This is a genomic window from Lachnospira hominis (ex Hitch et al. 2025), from assembly GCF_040096395.1.
Lineage (GTDB): Bacteria > Bacillota > Clostridia > Lachnospirales > Lachnospiraceae > Lachnospira > Lachnospira hominis.
On record NZ_JBBMES010000002.1, the window covers coordinates 296,659 to 315,893 of the forward strand.

The following is a 19,235-nucleotide window of genomic DNA, read 5'->3' on the forward strand; positions in this document are numbered from 1 at the left end:
ATGGGTACAATCAGAGATGCCATTTATCTTGAGAATATAAGCGAAGTAAAGCGTATTCTTGAAGAAGAGCCAAATCTTATAGATGAAAAAGATGAGAATGGTGTGCTTATGGCACTGCTTGCGGCGAAGACCGGAAATCTTGCACTTGTAAGATACATAGTCGAGTATTCGAGAGCAAGTATGGATATTACAGACAATGAACATAAGAATATGCTTCATTATGCAGCACTTTCAGGAAGCGTTGAGGTCTGCCGTTATCTTGTGGAAAGAGTTGGATTGTCACCGCTCACAGGTGATAATAATCTTGTAACGCCAATAGACATAGCGGTAAATAATAAGTTCTTTGACCTGCAGAGTTATTTTGAAGAAGAAATAGGAGCAAAGTATAATGATTTATACCGCAATCCGATAAGAACAGGATTTTATCCTGACCCATCGATAGTGAGGGTCGAAGATACATATTATATGGTTAATTCTTCATTTATCTATTTTCCGTGTATACCGGTATCAGAATCAAAAGATTTGATACACTGGAGAATAATAGGATATGCGATTACTAATCCGGAATGGGCAGCACTTGATAATCTTGAAGGTGGAAGAGGATATTGGGCACCGGATATTTCGTATTATAATGGAAAGTTTTATATAACAGCAACATATCGTCTTAATGACGACGGAACTATATACAGAAAACAGATAGTTGTAAGCTCAGATAAGCCTGAAGGTCCATATAGCAAGCCTGCGATAATAGATGAAGACGGAATAGACCCATCAATCTTTACAGATGATGATGGGAAAAGATATATGCTTTTAAATAGAGGTGCAAGAATACTGCCTTTAAGTGATGATGCGACACGCCAGATTGGAGAAGCACATCTTCTTTATTATGGTGATAATAAAAGAGCACCGGAAGGACCGCATCTTTTAAAGAAAGACGGATATTATTATCTGTTTGAAGCAGAGGGTGGAACAGGACCGGGACATAGAATTACTGTTTCAAGAAGCCGCGAACTGATGGGCAGATATAAGCCATGCCCATATAACCCGATAATGCGTCAGAATGATGAAAATGCAATAATTCAAAGGTGCGGACATGGTAAGCCTGTATGCACGCAGAAAGGACAGTGGTATATGGTCTATCTGTGTGGAAGAAAAATAGGTGATGGCTACAGCCTGCTTGGAAGAGAGACGGCAATTGACCCGATTGAGTGGACTGCGGACGGATGGCCGGTTGTCAACTCACTTAATGGACCTTCGACATTGCAGATAAAACCGGATTTACCTGAGTGTATATGGGAATCCAGTCTTGATGATGATTTTGACAATGACTGGTTAAGTTCAGACTGGATGTTTCCAAGAGCACCGGAGTTTGATGGAATAGTTCTTGAGAATTCATATGTCAAAGTTAAAGGAAGCCGTTATGACCTCAATTCAATGTATGCAAAAAATATTCTGTTAAGAAGACAGCAGAACTTCAGGTTTGAGGCAGTATGTAAGTTAAGAATGCCGCAGATTTATCCGGGACAGGATGTTGGAATGACATGCTATTATGACGAAAATACATTTTTGAAATTTGGTATATTTGCAACAAAAGAAGAAAATCCAAGACTGCTTGTAAAAGTCGCAGAATATATAGACGGATATAAAGAAGGTAAATCTAGGGAACTTGATTTCAGTAAAGAATATGTGTATCTGAAAACAGAGACAAATTATCTTACAAGAACATTTTCATACAGCTATGACGGATTAAATTATACTACTGTTGATGTGCTTGATAATGTATATTATCTCTGCGATGAAGGGTTAAAGAAAGGCAAGCGTTTTACTGGTGCAATGATTGGAATGTACGCATATGCCGGTTCATTTGGACAGGAATACACAGATGATGCAGGAAATCACGGAAGCGATGTAATATATGGCGAATTTGATTTCTTTAATTATAAAACATTATAAAGGAGACAGGACATGACAATAGAAAGAAATGAAAAATTAGAAGACAGCCTGCTTGAAAAAATGTCGTCAGTTGATTTGAAAAAAACTGATAACTGGAATAAGGCAATGATTTTAAACAGTGCTGCAAAAGTTTATTTTGCCACAAAAAACGAGAAGTTTGGAGAGTTTCTTGTAAAAGGCATTGATAAATGCTGTGACTGCGGTATCGAAGAAGGATTTGCAGGAAATGATAATGATTTGACTAATCTGTTGCTGGCCAATGTATTATATGCAGCAAAAGATTACACAGGAAAAGATGAATATGAAAAGGCTGCAATAAAGATGGCAGCACAGCTTAATTCACAGAAGAGAAGTGAAAAAGGATATTTTACGGATGTTGACGGAAAAGCATGTCTTTGCCAGACGTATGCAAGTCAGGTATTCTATATGAATTATGAGACAAGAGATGATGGAAAAGAACATTATAATGACATAATTGCACAGTATAATGTAATTCATGAAGATTTGTATAAAAATACATCCAGCAAAGCATTCAAGGACAGTGATGCACTTGAAGCATTATGTTATTACAGTGCAGCACTTATTGATACAATGGAAGTCATGGATCAGGCACTCTATGAGATATACAGACAGCTTATGGATTATTATAAAGAGACAGTAAAAGATGTTCTTGCAACAGGTATTTCCGGTGCAGAAAAAAATCCTGCAAAAGCTCCATATGAACTTGTATTTGCATATGCATTGCTCAAAGGCTGCCGTATGAAAGCGGTTCTGACAGAAAAATATGAAGATGCAGCACTTGCAATATATGAAAAATATAGTGATGTGTCAGAAAAAGATGCAGCTGAATTTGCATTGTGCTACAGCGAGGTAGTAAGGAACAGAGATTATCAGGATTATGGACGTAATAACGGAGGCAGATTATGGAGTTAAAATTAGTTACAAATACAGCAAGAAGTGCTGTTTTAGAGCTTACTGAATCAGGAAAATTTTATACAGAATCGCAGTATGATATATATGTCAATGACGAAAAATATATGGAAAGTAATAAGGTTATAACATCACTTTTTGATTTAAAACCTGACACAGATTACAATGTGTATGCTGTATACAATGGTCAGAAAACAAACGAGGTAAATATTCATACAAAATATGAATTTGTAACATTAAATGTACGCGATTTTGGTGCATTGGGCGATGGTGTGCATGATGATACAAATGCAATCCAGTGTGCAATTATGGCATGCCCTAAGGATTCAAGAGTCCTTGTTCCGGAAGGTGAATATAAGGTTTCAAGTGTATTTTTAAAAAGCGATTTAACACTTGAACTTGCAAAAGGAGCGGTATTATCTGCATTTACAGAAAGAGACAAATTCCCGATACTTCCGGGTGTTATTGAATCATATGATGAGAAAGAAGAATATAATCTTGGTTCATGGGAAGGAAATCCGCTTGACTGTTTTTCGGCAATTCTTTGCGGAATTAATGCAGAAAATGTAGTTATTACAGGTGAAGGTACAATTGATGGCAATACGACATTTGAAAACTGGTGGAATAACTGCAAAATAAGAAATACAGCATGGAGACCGAGATTATTTTTCATCAACCATTGCAATAATGTAATGATGCACGGAATAACAGTACAGAATTCTCCATCATGGACAATACATCCATATTTCAGCAACCACCTCAAATTCATAGATGTAAAGATTAAGAATCCTGCCAATTCACATAACACAGACGGACTTGATCCTGAGAGCTGCCAGGATGTACTTGTACTCGGTACATATATCTCAGTTGGTGATGACTGTATTGCTATAAAATCAGGAAAGATATATCAGGCACGCAAATACGAGATTCCGACATCAGACATGACTGTAAGACAGTGTTGCATGAGAGACGGACACGGTGCCGTAACAGTCGGAAGTGAGATTGCTGCCGGTGTAAAGAATGTTCATATTACGGACTGCCTGTTTATGAATACAGACAGAGGTCTCCGTGTAAAGACAAGACGAGGCAGAGGCAAATTATCAGTTCTTGATGATATTTCATTTGAAAATATTGATATGGATAATGTAATGACGCCATTTGTTGTAAACAGTTTTTATTTCTGTGATCCTGACGGAAAGACTAATTATGTTGGTTCAAAAGAGCCGCTTCCTGTCGATGACAGAACACCGTCAATCAAGCGTCTTACATTCAGGAATATAAAAGCATCAAACTGCCATGTAGCAGGAGCTTATATTTATGGATTACCTGAAAGCAAGATTGAAAAGCTTACATTTGAAAATATTGATTTTACATATGCTAAGGATGCAAAACCGGGTGTCGCTGCGATGATGCTTGGATGTGATGAGGCAGTAAAACAGGGGCTTATAATAAATAATGCCAAAGAACTTATACTTAAAAATGTAAATATTACAGGATGTGAAGGTGAACCTGTAGTAACTGGAAATGTTGACAAAATTATAAAATAAGTGGTGAAAAAAATGAATTTACATGCACCTAAAGGAATTGATGTTGATAACTGGTTTATCGAATGTTACAAAAAACATAAAAAGCATCCGCTTATAATACTCATACGGCTTTATAAAGGCAACTATCACAAATTTGCTGCGGCAGTGTTTTTCTTTTTCATAAAGCACTGCCCTGTATGGGTGCTGCCTATTGTAACAGCCAATATAATTAACGATGTGACAACGCACAGTCCCGATACATACCAGAACACTATATTCTATTCAATAATAATGATAGGACTTATAATACTTAATGTACCAACCAATTATATGTATACAAGGTACAAGTCACTTGCAACGCGTTACGCTGAGACGGGACTTAGAAAAGCACTTGTAAGAAAACTCCAGCAGCTTTCAATTTCATATCACAAAGAGACACAGTCAGGACGACTGCAGTCGAAGATAATGCGTGATGTTGAAGCGGTTGAGATGCTTTCAACACAGCTTTTAATCAGCACGCTCAATATTGCACTCAATATATCGGTGGCATTGGCGGTTACAATTTCAAAAAGTCTTGTTGTATTTTTGTTCTTCCTTGTAACAACACCGCTTGCGGCACTTACAATGGTATTTTTCAGGAATATAATGAGAAAGCGTAATTATGAGTTCAGGCATGAAATGGAAGAGACATCCGCCCAGGTAATGGAAATGGTTGAACTTATTCCGGTTACGAGGGCACATGCACTTGAAGAAAAAGAGATACAAAGAATGAGCAACCAGCTGTTTACGGTTGCTGAAAAAGGTTACAAACTTGATGTTATCCAGTCGCTGTTTGGTTCTGTAGGCTGGGCAATATTCCAGATATTCCAGGTATTATGTCTTGCATTTACAGGAATTCTTGCATTAAAAGGAAACATACTTGCCGGTGATATAACGCTTTACCAGAGTTATTTTGCAACAATAGTAAATCAGGTATCTGCATTTATAACACTCATACCGACAATAGCGAAGGGCGTTGAGTCAGTAAATTCTATTGGTGAAGTCCTTCTTGCTGATGATATTGAACATAACGAAGGAAAGAAGAAGCTTGGCGGTGTAAAGGGCGAATTTGATTTCAAAAATGTATGCTTCAGATACAATAATTCAGAGGCACACGTTCTTAACAATTTTAACCTTCATGTTACACCGGGAGAGACAATAGCACTCGTAGGTGAATCGGGTTCCGGAAAATCGACAATACTTAATCTTGCGATAGGATTTAACATTGCAGACAGCGGACAGGTACTCCTTGACGGCAATGATATGAAAGATATAGATTTAAGAACATATCGTAAGTACCTTGCAGTTGTGCCTCAGACGTCCATATTGTTCTCAGGAACGCTCAGAGACAACATAACGTATGGAGTTGACAATGTTGATGAAAAAGCCCTGAATGAGGCTGTTAAGGCGGCAAATCTTACTGATCTGGTTGAGAGCCTGCCTGACGGACTTGATACGGAAGTCGGGGAACACGGCGGTAAATTGTCAGGTGGACAGAGACAGCGTGTTTCAATAGCAAGGGCACTTATAAGAAATCCAAGAGTAATTGTCCTTGATGAGGCGACGTCGGCACTTGACAGTATATCAGAAAAGCTTATACAGGAAGCACTCAACAATCTTACAAAAGACAGGACGACATTTATAGTTGCACACAGACTCTCAACAATAAAAGATGCAGATAAAATAGCAGTAATAAGTGAGGGACACTGTGTTGAATACGGAACATTTGATGAACTTATGGAATTAAAAGGTGAGTTTTACAGAATGAAAAAAATCCAGAGTTAATAAATTCAGAAAAAAATGGCTGTGCAATATCTGCACAGCCATTAATATTATAAAAGATAAATTAAGCTTCTTTCTTTTCCCAGATTCTAAGAGTTGAGATAAGCTTCTCCTTTGTATCAGCATCAAGCTTCTGGACAATCTGCATAATCTCATTGTCAAGAGCTGTATTCTGATAGCTCTTATCAACACTGCCTGCAAGGTAATCAAGAGATACACCTGTAAGTTCAGCATAATATGATAACATTCTTAATGTCATAAGGTTTCTTCCATTTTCAACATTGCTGATGTATCCAGGAGTAACATCGAGTGCCTTTGCAACATCTTCCTGTGTTAATCCGTGAGAAATTCTTAACTTTTTAACTTTTGCTCCTAAATCGCTTTCCATTATCTTATAACCTCCAGTAATGCGTATTTTCACCAGACAAAATCACAGTGGATTTTATCAACGGAATGTTTTTTATTTATTTGCATTATACAATAAAAACATTGCCTTGAAAAGTGGTATTTTAAAAATTTTTTTATTTTTTATTTGCTCTGTATCTTAATGTTGAATCAAGAATCTTTTTACGGATTCTTAAATGATTAGGTGTAACTTCGAGAAGTTCATCTGTATCAATATAATCAAGAGCCTGCTCAAGACTTAAAATCTTAGGCGGAACGAGTCTTAATGCTTCATCGGCACTTGAAGAACGTGTGTTAGTAAGGTGCTTTGTCTTACATACGTTTACCTCAATATCCTCTGTACGTGGGTTTTCGCCGACAATCATACCGGCATAAACCTTCTCACCCGGTCCGATGAAAAGAGTACCGCGGTCCTGTGCGTTGAAAAGACCGTAAGTTACAGCTTCACCATCTTCATATGCAATAAGGGAACCGGTCTTTCTGTATGAAATATCACCCTTATATGGTTCATATCCTTCAAATGAAGTATTGATGATACCATTACCTTTAGTATCTGTAAGGAATTCGCCACGGTAACCGATAAGTCCTCTTGAAGGGATAGAGAACTGTAATCTTGTATAACCACCATTGATAGGTGTCATTCCAAGAAGTTCACCCTTTCTCTGGCTGAGCTTCTGGATTACAGAACCTGAGAATTCGTCAGGAACATCAATATAAGCAAGTTCCATTGGCTCAAGCTTTCTGCCACGCTCATCAGTATGATATAAAACTTCTGCTTTACTTACGGCAAATTCATATCCTTCACGTCTCATATTTTCAATAAGAACAGAAAGATGAAGTTCGCCTCGTCCTGAAACCTTGAATGAATTTTCAGAACCCGGATTATCCTCGACACGAAGGCTGACATCAGTATTTAATTCCCTGAAAAGTCTGTCACGGATATGTCTTGATGTTACAAACTTGCCTTCCTTGCCGGCAAGAGGGCTGTCATTAACCATAAAGTCCATAGAGAGAGTAGGCTCTGAAATCTTCTGGAACGGAATGGCAACAGGATTGTCAACTGAACAGAGTGTATCACCGATATGGATATCTGCGATACCTGATACAGCTACGATATCACCAAATGATGCCTCGTTTACCTCAACTTTGTTAAGTCCGTTGAAAGTATAGAGCTTTGTTACACGTACTCTCTTCTTAACAGAAGTGTCATGATGGTTTACAATCATAACTTCCTGATTAACCTTGAGGCTGCCGTTATCAATCTTACCTACACCGATACGGCCGATGAATTCGTTGTAATCAATAGTAGATATAAGCATCTGTGTGTCAGCATCAGGGTCACCTTCAGGTGCCGGAATGTTATTAACGATACATTCAAATAATGGCTGCATGTCTTTTCTTTCATCATTAAGGTCTGCCATAGCATAACCTGATTTTGCTGATGCAAAGATAAATGGGCAGTCGAGCTGGTCTTCATTGGCATCAAGGTCAATGAAAAGTTCAAGTATTTCGTCGATAACTTCATTAGGTCTTGCTTCGGGACGGTCAATCTTGTTGATACAAACGATAACTGACAGGTCAAGGTCAAGAGCCTTCTGGAGTACGAACTTAGTCTGAGGCATTACACCCTCAAAAGCATCAACAACAAGAATAACACCATTTACCATCTTGAGAACTCGCTCAACTTCTCCGCCGAAATCGGCATGGCCCGGTGTATCAATGATATTGATTTTTGTGTCTTTATAAGTGATGGCTGTATTTTTTGAAAGAATAGTGATACCACGTTCCCTTTCAATATCATTAGAGTCCATCACACGTTCTGCAACTTCCTGATTCTCACGGAAAGTACCGCTCTGCTTTAAAAGTTCGTCAACCAGTGTTGTCTTACCGTGGTCAACGTGAGCGATAATAGCAATGTTACGTATGTCTTCACGCTTTGTCTTCATAATTATAGTCCTTTCTTAGTTCTGCAATATCTCCGTATATAAGGATTCCCAAATAAAAAGAGAATATAGCGGGTAAGATATAATTAGCAACTTTTATATTCTATCACAATATTACCAAATTACAATAGTGAACATATAAAAGTGATTGTATATTTATAGGAACAATTTTATTAAATTATATTGTGAAAATATGAAAAAATTATAAAATGTGTTCTGAACGTGAAAATGGACATAAAAAATTCATATTTTTTTGTAATAATCTGAATCACTGATACATATACATTTTAAGAACACAAAATTAAAGCACAATACCGGGGATGTATCCGGAAAAGAAGGGAGAAATACATTATGCTTGATAAGGTGATTGAAAACAACAGGGTTAGTATTATTGGAGAGGTGGTCTCAGAGTTTCAATTCAGCCATGAGGTATTTGGAGAGGGCTTTTACCTTGTGAATGTATCGGTTGACAGACTTAGTGATATGGTTGATATCATACCGCTTATGATTTCTGAAAGGCTTATTGATGTGACAAAAGATTACAGAGGCATGAAGATTGAAGTATCAGGACAGTTCCGTTCTTATAACAGACATGAGGGACTTAAAAACAAACTGATACTATCAATATTTGTAAGAGAACTTCAGTTTGTAGAAGATGACGACATGCCGCAGGAACAGTCAAAATCAAATCAGATATATCTTGACGGATATGTATGCAAGCCGCCGATTTACAGGAAAACTCCGCTCGGAAGAGAAATAGCCGATATATTAATCGCAGTCAATCGTCCGTATGGCAAATCAGATTACATACCATGTATCGCATGGGGACGAAATGCGAGATTCGCATCAACAATAGAAGTTGGAGGCCATCTTCAGGTTCAGGGAAGAGTCCAGAGCCGTGAATACACGAAAAAAATCAACGAGGAAGAGACAGAGAAGCGAGTTGCTTATGAAGTGTCTGTAAGTAAGATTGATTTTGTTGAAGACGAAGAATAGAATAAATTCATAAAGATTATTTAACGCCATAAGTTGACATCAAAAGTGTTAAGTGATATAGTCAACATAAGTCAGATAATTTAAGTAGAGGTCGCATTGTTTATCAGTATTCCTATGGATGCCGCGGCAGGCAGTTGAAGCAGGGAAGAAAGGAAACGATGCCGAAGTAAAATGTCGGCCGCAGATGTTTTGCTGGGCGTAAAGTCAATAGCTTTGCGACTGTCATCAGCAGATGGAGAGCTACGTACAGATTATAATCTATATGATAATCAAAAGCTGGTCCATTGCGTGACCGGCTTTTTTGTTCTGAATTATGTTTTGAAAAGCTGTATTACAGCAGAAAGAAGGAAAAGATGGCAATATTTACAGGTGCAGGCGTTGCGATAGTAACACCTATGAAAGAAAACGGTGAGGTAAATTATGATAAAATGGGAGAACTCCTTGATTATCAGATAAATAATTCAACTGATGCCATTGTTGTATGCGGAACAACAGGTGAAGCTTCAACACTCACACATGAGGAGCACATAGAGACAATCCGATTTACTGCTGATTATGTTAAAAAGAGAGTTCCTGTTATTGCAGGTACAGGTTCAAACTGTACAGAAACAGCAATATACCTTTCACAGGAAGCACAGAAAGCAGGAGTAGATGCGTGTCTTGTTGTTACACCTTACTATAACAAAGCAACACAGAAAGGTCTTATAGAGCATTACACAGCAGTAGCAAAGTCAATCGACCTTCCGATTATAATGTATAATGTTCCGGGAAGAACAGGCTGTAATATCCAGCCGGAGACAGCAGTAAAGCTTGCAAAGGAAGTAGATAATATCGTTGCAATCAAGGCTGCAACAGGCAATCTTGCACAGGAGACAAAGACCATGGCACTTGCAGAAGGATGCCTTGATATGTATTCAGGCGAGGACGGACTTATCGTTCCGCTTATGTCAATCGGTGCAAAGGGTGTAATTTCAGTATTGTCAAATGTTGCACCAAAGCAGACACATGATATATGTGCAAAGTTTTTTGCAGGTGATGTTGCAGGAAGTGCAAAGATGCAGTTTGAGGTACTTGAACTTGTAGATGCTCTGTTCTGTGAAGTTAATCCGATTCCTGTAAAGCATGCACTTAACCTTATGGGAATGGAAGTAGGACCACTTAGAATGCCTCTTTGCCCAATGGAAGATGCAAATCTTGAAAGACTTAAAAAAGCAATGAAAAATTATGGCATTCTTGCATAAACAGCAAATAAAATGCAGCAGTTATAATTAAAATATAATATAAACAGCAGAAAATAAGGAGCAGACAGATGACCAGAGTAATAATGCATGGCTGTAACGGCCATATGGGCAGAGTTATAACAGACCTTGTAAGTAAAGATGATGATATAGAAATAGTAGCAGGAATTGACCCGTTTGATGACGGACATAACACATATCCTGTATTTGCGTCAATTAAAGACTGCGATGTAAAGGCAGACGCAGTCATTGATTTTGCATCTGCTAAAGCAGAAGATGCACTTCTTGACTATTGTGTGGAAAAACAGATTCCTGTTGTTGTATGTACTACAGGTCTTTCAAAGGAACAGCTTGACAAAGTAAGAGAGAGTGCATGTAAAGTTGCTGTATTAAAATCAGCTAACATGTCACTTGGTATCAATACACTTTTCAAACTTTTACAGGATGCCGCAAAGGTATTTATACCATCAGGTTATGACGTAGAGATAGTTGAAAGACACCACAACCAGAAACTTGATGCACCGAGCGGTACAGCACTTGCACTCGCAGATGCAATCAAAGAGGTTGCCGGAGACGAATACTATTATAAATATGACAGAAGCCAGGAACATAAAAAGCGTGACCCTAAAGAAATCGGAATCAGTGCAGTCCGTGGCGGAACAATCGTAGGTGTTCATGATGTAATATTTGCCGGTGAGGATGAAGTTATAGAATTCACTCACACGGCATATTCAAAATCAGTATTTGCCAAAGGTGCTATAGAAGCTGCCAAGTTCCTTGCAGGAAAGCCGGCAGGAATGTATGATATGACAGACGTAATTGCGTCAAAATAGGCAATCTGGATATTATCTAAAAGTATTAAGCCGGGTTTTTGTATAACGCACAGTAATCAAGCTGTTCAGTTATATTAAATCCGGCTTTTTTGTATAACTTCACGGCTGCGGCATTTTTGCTGCTGACCTGTAAAACAAGCGGATTTTTATTGCTTTCAAAATAATCATTTAAAAGATTGGCAATAAAAAAAGTTCCAACCCCTTTATTACGCATATCTTCATCAACATATACATCATATATGCAGGTCTGTTTTTCGCCATAGTCAATGGAACAAACCGCACATGGCTCGGCCGCATCATCATTCATGTATAAAAGATAATCAGTATTATCATCTGAAAAAAACGATTCATATTCATGCAATCCCTCAGGAACAGCACATTTTAAACGTGTATAATCATTAAAATCCAGTTCCATAAGATATTCACTGTAATAATATTTTATATTGTCGTGTTTTTTAATGAGTGATTCATAAAATGAAGGTGCTTCAAAGTACAAAAAACTGTCGCTGTTTTTGGCAAAAAACTTGTCAGCGGCGGTTCTGACAAGACGGCTGAATATTCCATGATGTCTGTAAGAATCTGCAACAAAGCCGGTCAGCTCATTTCCGCGGATTGCACAAAAGCCGATAAGACAGCCGTTGTCAAAGGTACAGGATGTAATACATGTATCATCAATGTCATAAGGAGTATCAAATCCGTTTTTATCTATAAAATCATTTATAATCTGTGTCATATTACCAATTCCCCTGCTTTTATGTTGAAAATTTGAATAAATGTATTGTAGCAAAATAAAAAGTAAGGTACAATATACAAGATAAATTGATTACTATGAAGATTATTATAAATAAAGGGGTAAAGCAAATATGAGCAAAGTCGCAATACTTACAGACAGCAATAGCGGCATAACACAGGCACAATCTAAAGAAATGGGAGTTACGGTAATTCCTATGCCGTTTTTTATTGATGGTGAGCAATATTTTGAAGATATCAATCTTACACAGGAAGAGTTTTACAAAAAACTGCAGGAAGATGCTGATATTTCAACATCGCAGCCTTCAGTCGGGGAACTTCAGGAATATTTTGACAAGCTTTTGAAAGATTATGATGAGATAGTATTCATACCGATGTCAAGCGGACTTTCAGGAACATGCCAGACAGCTACAATGCTTGCTGATGAGTATGACAGAAAGGTTCATGTAGTCAATAACCAGAGAATATCAGTTACGCAGAGACAGTCAGTAATTGATGCACTTAATCTTGCAAAAAAGGGTTACAGTGCTCTTGAGATAAAAGAGATTCTTGAAAGAGAAAAGATGGAATCAAGCATATATATAACACTTGACACATTAAAATATCTTAAAAAAGGCGGAAGAATTACGCCAGCCGCTGCAGCAATAGGAACAGTTTTAAGACTTAATCCTGTATTACAGATACAGGGAGAAAAGCTTGATGCTTATGCAAAAGCAAGAGGAAAGGCATCAGCTAAGAAGATTATGTTAAAAGCAATGGCAGATGATATGGAAAAAAGATTTGCTGACAGCTTCAAAAAAGGAAGAGTACATATGGAGGCTGCATATGCAGGCAACCGTGAAGAGGCAGAAGAATGGGCAGAGATTGTTAAGGAAGAATACCAACAGCTTGATTTTCATATGGATCCGCTGTCTTTAAGTGTTGCATGCCATATTGGATATGGAGCACTGGCAATAGCTTGTTCGGTATATCTTCCGGAGGATAAATAGATAAATAAAAGATATGGAGTGTGGCATAATTGAAAAGAAGTGAAATATCAGACGAATACAAATGGAGTGTCAAAGATTTGTATAGCAGTGATGAACTGTGGAATAATGATTATGAAAAAGCATTGAAAAGCACACAGGAAAAGAGCAGCTTTGAAGGATGTGTGATGGACAGTGCCGATACACTTGCGGATGCACTTTCAGAATCTGAAAAAGACGATTATATAACTGAGAGACTGTATGTATATGCATTTATGAGGTATTATGAAGATACATCTGATGGCACTTATCAGCAGATGTCCGGCAAAGCACAGATGCTCGCAGTAAAGATGAGTGAAAAATATTCGTTTCTTGTTCCGGAGATAATGGCAGCTGATGATGACAAAGTCGCACGATTTCTTGACAGTGACAAGATAAAGCCATACAGGCATCTTCTTTGTGATATGCTTGCTAAAAAAGAGCATACATGTTCACAAAAAGAGGAAAAGCTGCTTGCAATGGCATCACAGATGGCTGACAGTCCTTCTGATATTTTTTCAAAATTTAATAATGCAGATGTAAAGTTTGGAAAAGTACATGATGAGCATGGCGATGAGAAGGAGCTTACAAGTGCAGGGTTTTCTGTATTTATGGAAAGCAGGAACAGAAATGTAAGAAAAGAGGCTTTTTATGCACTTTACAGACAGTACAAGTCATATATTAATACGCTGGCAGCGTCATACTATGGCAACGTGAAGCAGGCAGTATTTTTTGCAAATGCAAGAAATTATGAGTCTACACTTCAGATGTATCTGTCAGGTTCATTTATACCGGAGAGTGTGTATACCAATCTTATAGATACAGTCAATAATAATCTTGATAAAATGCATGATTATGTATCATTAAGAAAAAAGACACTTGGTGTCGATGAGCTTCATTTTTATGATATATACGCACCGCTCACATCTGATTATACGGTAAAAGTTTCATATGAAAATGCAAAAGAGATTGTTCTTGATGCACTTAAAATACTCGGTGATGATTATGTTTCACAGGTAAAAAAAGGATATGAGAGCGGATGGGTAGATGTATACGAAAATGACGGCAAGAGAAGCGGTGCATTTTCGTGGGGAGCATATGGAACACATCCTTATATATTTCTCAATTATACAGAGACGCTCAATGACATATTTACACTTATCCATGAGACAGGCCATGCAATGCATACGTATTATTCAAATGAGACACAGCCATATACTTATGCAGGATATAAGATATTTGTTGCGGAAGTTGCATCGACATGCAATGAGGTAATACTTATAGATTATCTTTTGAAACACAGCCGGTCGGATGAGGAGAAAAAGTATCTTTACGGACATTATCTTGAGCAGTTTAAAGGTACACTTTTCAGACAGACAATGTTTGCAGAGTTTGAGATGATTACACACCGCATGGCACAGGATGGAGAAGTTCTCAATGCAGAATCGCTCTGTGGCACATATAAAAAACTTAATGAAAAATATTTCGGCAAAGATATGGTTATAGATGAAGAGATTGCATATGAGTGGGCCAGAATACCTCATTTTTATACGCCATTTTATGTATATCAGTATGCAACAGGATTTTCGGCAGCAGTTGACATAGCTACAAAGATTATAAATGGTGATAAAGAAGTTCTTCATGGTTACAGGGAATTTCTTAAAGGAGGAAGCAGCATGCATCCGATTGAGCTTCTTTCACTTTGTAAAATTGACATGTCAAAGCCGGATGTTATACAGGATGCATTGAATGTATTTGGCAGCCTGATTGAAGATTTTAAAAAAATATAAAAAAATTCAAAAATTCTATTGACAAGTTAAGTAAAAGCATGTAGAATAACACTTGCGTTCGTCATTAGAGAAAAGAACGCAAGTGAATATATGCGCGAGTGGCTCAGTGGTGGAGCACCTCCTTGCCAAGGAGGGGGTCGCGGGTTCGATCCCCGTCTCGCGCTCTTGTTTTAAGAAGTCAGTTGAATGCTGGCTTCTTTTTTGTTTTATACGGGCAACGTGCCAAAGTATGTGATTGTATGGAAATTTGGCGGATGCCCGCATAACAGGGAGGAGGGACATATGGCTAATATTGAGGACTATCTTTTATGGCGTGGTGATTTGACTTTTGAGCAGGATGAATTCAATCTTGTTGATAACCTGATTCTTGCAGAGCTTGCATATGTCGATTTTAAAGACATAATTCCGGCTGCTGGCAGCGGTGAAAAAGTAACACTTAAACAGGCATGTGATGATTTTTTTGAACTGCATGATGAAGAAGAATTAAAACTTGTGAAATCATTTATATGGTATGCTCCGTTTTTTATGAAAAAAATGGCACATACAAAAAGATTTGCAGATATGCTGCTTGGCAATTATGCACTTCACAATAATGAGGAAAAACAGGTACAGTTCGGTGCGTTTACGGCAGAACCCGGAGACGGCTCGATATATGTTTCGTTTATGGGGACAGATGATTCGCTTATCGGATGGAAAGAAGATTTTAACATGAGTTTCATCCGGCCTATACCGTCACAGCTTGAAGCAGCGGAATATGTCAATGAGACGATAAAGTATTCAAGACGCAAAATAAGACTCGGAGGTCATTCAAAAGGTGGAAATCTTGCGATATATGCAGCAGTGAAAGCAAAGCCGTCACTGAAAAGAAGAATTATAGCTGTATACAATAATGACGGACCGGGTTTTGACCGTGAAATGATAGAGAGTGAAGAATACAGGCAGATGTTACCAAAGATTAAGACAATAGTACCTGAACATTCTGTGGTTGGCATGCTTTTGGAACATGAAGAGAAGTATATGATAGTAAAAAGTTCCCAGACAGGAATAATGCAGCATGATGCAATGTCGTGGCAGGTATGTGGTAACAGATTTGAGACAGTAAAGAGTGTTGACAGGACGAGCAGAATGCTTAATGAAGCGTTGAGTAACTGGATTAATGGGCTTTCACGTACGCAGAGAAGTGAATTTGTAGAGACGCTTTTTGCAATTATAACGTCGAGCGGTGCAGTTAATCTGTCCGATTTGTCGGCAGACAGGTTCAATTTTGCAGGTTCCGCATTAAAGATGTATAGCTCACTTGACAGAGAAACAAAGATTATGCTTAGAAGAATGTTAAAATCATTGACAGGAGAGTTTGACAAAGCGAGGAAGATGATTAATAATAAATCCAAATAACTAATGAGAAAAATTTTCAATAATTTATTCTCAAATAAAAATTAATGATTTGGAGAAAAAGCATGACATTAGATGAACTTCAGGTTGGCAAGGACGCAGTTATACAGAGCGTTGGCGGAGAAGGAGCATTACGACGCCATTTTCTTGATATGGGGCTTATACCGGGAACGGAAGTCACTCTTATGAAGGTTGCACCTATGGGTGACCCTGTCGAGTTAAGAATAAGAGGATATGAGCTTACGTTAAGAAAAGCTGATGCAGCAAGAATTGAGATACAGGATATACATGACAGTGATTATGTTGAGAGACAGCATAAGCATGAGAAGGATATTCCACATCCGCAGGTAGGCGAGATGGGAATATATCATGTAAGAAAGTCGGGCGATGAACTAAAAGAGGGAGAGCCTCTTACATTCGGGCTTATCGGCAACCAGAATTGCGGAAAAACGACACTTTTCAACCAGCTTACAGGTTCCAACCAGCACGTAGGCAATTTCCCGGGTGTTACAGTTGACAGAAAAGATGGAACGATAAGAAATCATCCGGAGGCTTCTGTTACAGATTTACCGGGTATTTATTCGCTTTCACCTTATACGAGTGAAGAGATTGTTACAAGAGATTTTCTTTTGAAAAATCATCCTCGTGGAATTATCAACATTGTTGATGCAACTAATATAGAGAGAAATCTTTATCTGACAATGCAGCTTATAGAGATGGATATTCCTATGGTGCTTGCACTTAATATGATGGATGAAGTAAGAGAAAATGGTGGAACAATAAGAATTAATGAACTTGAAAATACGCTTGGTATTCCGGTTGTACCGATTTCAGCAGCAAAAAATGAGGGTATAAACGAGCTTATAGAGCATGCTGTACATGTTGCAAGATATGATGAATGTCCCGGAAGGCTTGATTTTTGTGATGCTAATGCAGAAAATGGTCTTGCAGCTGTACATCGTGGAATACATGCAGTTGTACATCTTATAGAAGACCATGCTGCAAAGGCAAAAATTCCTGTAAGATTCGCAGCCACAAAGCTTATGGAAGGCGATAAGCTGATAATGACCCAGCTCGCACTTGATGAAAATGAAAAAGAACTTCTGGAGCATATCATTTCAGAGATGGAAAATGAGTGTGGCAAAGACCGTGAGGCGGCACTTGCTGATATGCGTTTTAACTTTATAGAGAAAGTCTGCTCAAGTACAGTTGTAAAGCCTGTGGAGAGCAAGGCACATGCAAGAAGTGTAAAAATTGACCGTTTTCTTACAGGAAAGTATACTGCACTTCCGGCTTTTGCAGGAATTATGGCACTTGTTTTCTGGCTTACATTCGGCGTTATAGGTGCCGGACTTTCAGATCTGCTAAGCATGGCAATCGACTGGTTCACAGGCGTATGTGATGCCGGACTTACAGCATTTGGAATCAATCCGGTAGTACATTCACTTGTGATTGATGGTATATTTGCAGGTGTGGGAAGTGTTCTGTCATTCCTGCCTGTAATAGTTGTGCTGTTCTTCTTTTTATCAATTCTTGAAGACAGCGGATATATGGCGAGAATTGCATTCGTTATGGACAAGCTGCTTAGAAAAATAGGTCTCTCAGGCAGAAGTTTTGTTCCTATGCTTATAGGCTTCGGCTGTTCGGTTCCTGCGATAATGTCAACAAGAACACTTGCATCAGAACGTGATAGAAAGATGACAATTCTTCTCACACCGTTTATGAGCTGTTCGGCAAAGCTTCCGATATATGCATTGTTTACATACGCATTTTTTCCAAAATATAAAGTGCTTGTTATGATTGGATTGTATTTTATGGGAATAATTACAGGTATCCTGTATGCACTTGTTTTGAAAAAAACAGCATTTAAAGGTGAGCCGGTTCCTTTTGTAATGGAACTTCCAAATTACAGGCTTCCCAGCCCTAAAAGCGTAATGCAGCTTATATGGGAAAAAGCAAAAGATTTTATAACAAAAGCATTTACAATAATATTCCTTGCAACTATTGTTATATGGTTCTTACAGACATTTGATGTAAGGCTTAATGTTGTGACAGATTCAAAAGACAGCCTTCTTGCACTTATTGGCGGATTAATTGCACCTGTTTTCGCACCGCTCGGATTTAATGACTGGAGAATTTCTACAGCACTTATTACGGGATTTACAGCTAAAGAGAGCGTTGTCAGCACTCTTACAGTGCTTCTTGGAGGAGACACAGCACTTCTTGGAACAATGTTTTCAACAAAGACAGCACTTGTATTTCTTGTGTTTACATTGCTCTACACACCATGTGTTGCAGCTATTGCTTCAGTAAGAAGAGAGATGGGCACAAAAAAAGCAGCGTTTATGGTTGCGGCAATTCAATGTTTAATTGCATGGAGTGTTGCATTTTTAGTGCATTTAGTGTTAAAGTTAATATAAATAATTTTACTGCATGATAAAGATTTAATAAATGTCTGAAAAGGAGAAATCATGGCTGGTATGTCAAATATAATAAGTGGTGCAATCCTTCTTGTAATCGTTATAGGAATCTATGTTGCAGTCACTTATATGAGAAATAAAAAAATTGGCGGTAACGGCGGATGTGATGGCAATTGCTCAGCCTGTACCATGCATCATGGCAATGACTGTGATGACAAAAAAGCGGGAGAATAG

The 19,235-nt window shown here is 38.1% G+C and carries 15 protein-coding genes, 1 tRNA gene and 1 riboswitch; of the genes, 13 read left to right on the plus strand and 3 right to left on the minus strand.

Annotated elements, in window-relative coordinates:
- The 4 genes from WMO38_RS03390 to WMO38_RS03405 are packed head-to-tail and all read left to right on the plus strand — an operon-like array spanning nucleotide 1 to nucleotide 6,233.
- Nucleotides 1-1,953 carry a family 43 glycosylhydrolase gene (locus WMO38_RS03390; RefSeq protein WP_349161453.1) on the plus strand — a complete coding sequence of 651 codons (1,953 nt, stop codon included), beginning with the start codon at nucleotides 1-3 and terminating at the stop codon, nucleotides 1,951-1,953.
- 12 nt (nucleotides 1,954-1,965) lie between these two features.
- Nucleotides 1,966-2,886, plus strand: a complete 921-nt coding sequence (locus WMO38_RS03395) for a hypothetical protein (protein ID WP_349161455.1) — start codon at nucleotides 1,966-1,968, stop codon at nucleotides 2,884-2,886.
- Entirely contained in the window at nucleotides 2,877-4,430 is a 1,554-nt protein-coding gene (locus WMO38_RS03400) for a glycoside hydrolase family 28 protein (protein ID WP_186835803.1), read from the plus strand. The genes WMO38_RS03395 and WMO38_RS03400 overlap by 10 nt, the downstream gene beginning before the upstream one ends.
- A gap of 12 nt (nucleotides 4,431-4,442) precedes the next feature.
- Complete coding sequence (locus WMO38_RS03405; RefSeq protein WP_021866907.1) at nucleotides 4,443-6,233, plus strand: ABC transporter ATP-binding protein; 1,791 nt, start codon at nucleotides 4,443-4,445, stop codon at nucleotides 6,231-6,233.
- Nucleotides 6,234-6,294: 61 nt separating this feature from the next.
- Here the strand turns inward: WMO38_RS03405 and WMO38_RS03410 are convergent, their stop codons facing one another.
- Together WMO38_RS03410 and typA are read right to left on the minus strand one after the other, a co-directional pair.
- Nucleotides 6,295-6,618 (minus strand): helix-turn-helix domain-containing protein, encoded by a 324-nt coding sequence (locus WMO38_RS03410; protein ID WP_021866908.1) that lies wholly within the window; start codon nucleotides 6,616-6,618, stop codon nucleotides 6,295-6,297.
- Nucleotides 6,619-6,751: 133 nt separating this feature from the next.
- Nucleotides 6,752-8,581 carry a translational GTPase TypA gene (gene typA / locus WMO38_RS03415; protein WP_349161456.1) on the minus strand — a complete coding sequence of 610 codons (1,830 nt, stop codon included), beginning with the start codon at nucleotides 8,579-8,581 and terminating at the stop codon, nucleotides 6,752-6,754.
- A gap of 348 nt (nucleotides 8,582-8,929) precedes the next feature.
- Between typA and WMO38_RS03420 the strand changes: the two genes are divergently transcribed.
- The 3 genes from WMO38_RS03420 (at nucleotide 8,930) to dapB (ending at nucleotide 11,645) form a co-directional block, all read left to right on the plus strand.
- A complete protein-coding gene (locus WMO38_RS03420) occupies nucleotides 8,930-9,574 on the plus strand; it encodes a single-stranded DNA-binding protein (RefSeq protein ID WP_021866910.1) in 645 nt (214 codons plus the stop codon).
- 77 nt (nucleotides 9,575-9,651) lie between these two features.
- Nucleotides 9,652-9,825: riboswitch (Lysine riboswitch) on the plus strand.
- 102 nt (nucleotides 9,826-9,927) lie between these two features.
- Nucleotides 9,928-10,815 (plus strand): 4-hydroxy-tetrahydrodipicolinate synthase, encoded by an 888-nt coding sequence (gene dapA, locus WMO38_RS03425; protein ID WP_021866911.1) that lies wholly within the window; start codon nucleotides 9,928-9,930, stop codon nucleotides 10,813-10,815.
- A 68-nt stretch (nucleotides 10,816-10,883) separates the two neighbouring features.
- Nucleotides 10,884-11,645 carry a 4-hydroxy-tetrahydrodipicolinate reductase gene (dapB, locus tag WMO38_RS03430; protein WP_021866912.1) on the plus strand — a complete coding sequence of 254 codons (762 nt, stop codon included), beginning with the start codon at nucleotides 10,884-10,886 and terminating at the stop codon, nucleotides 11,643-11,645.
- 25 nt (nucleotides 11,646-11,670) lie between these two features.
- Here dapB and WMO38_RS03435 read toward each other — a convergent pair whose 3' ends face one another.
- On the minus strand, nucleotides 11,671-12,378 hold the full coding sequence (locus WMO38_RS03435; RefSeq protein WP_349161459.1) for a GNAT family N-acetyltransferase: 708 nt from the start codon (nucleotides 12,376-12,378) through the stop codon (nucleotides 11,671-11,673).
- Between the two features lie 130 nt (nucleotides 12,379-12,508).
- Between WMO38_RS03435 and WMO38_RS03440 the strand changes: the two genes are divergently transcribed.
- From WMO38_RS03440 to WMO38_RS03465, 6 genes are all read left to right on the plus strand, one after another.
- Complete coding sequence (locus WMO38_RS03440; RefSeq protein WP_349161461.1) at nucleotides 12,509-13,384, plus strand: DegV family protein; 876 nt, start codon at nucleotides 12,509-12,511, stop codon at nucleotides 13,382-13,384.
- A 29-nt stretch (nucleotides 13,385-13,413) separates the two neighbouring features.
- Nucleotides 13,414-15,189, plus strand: a complete 1,776-nt coding sequence (pepF, locus tag WMO38_RS03445; RefSeq protein WP_349161462.1) for an oligoendopeptidase F — start codon at nucleotides 13,414-13,416, stop codon at nucleotides 15,187-15,189.
- Nucleotides 15,190-15,281: 92 nt separating this feature from the next.
- Nucleotides 15,282-15,353 (plus strand) — tRNA-Gly (locus WMO38_RS03450).
- A gap of 118 nt (nucleotides 15,354-15,471) precedes the next feature.
- The gene (locus tag WMO38_RS03455) at nucleotides 15,472-16,584 is read left to right on the plus strand and encodes a DUF2974 domain-containing protein (protein ID WP_349161464.1); all 1,113 of its coding nucleotides are present in this window, start codon (nucleotides 15,472-15,474) and stop codon (nucleotides 16,582-16,584) included.
- A gap of 62 nt (nucleotides 16,585-16,646) precedes the next feature.
- Complete coding sequence (feoB, locus tag WMO38_RS03460) at nucleotides 16,647-19,001, plus strand: ferrous iron transport protein B (RefSeq protein WP_349161466.1); 2,355 nt, start codon at nucleotides 16,647-16,649, stop codon at nucleotides 18,999-19,001.
- 51 nt (nucleotides 19,002-19,052) lie between these two features.
- Entirely contained in the window at nucleotides 19,053-19,235 is a 183-nt protein-coding gene (locus WMO38_RS03465; protein WP_349161467.1) for a FeoB-associated Cys-rich membrane protein, read from the plus strand.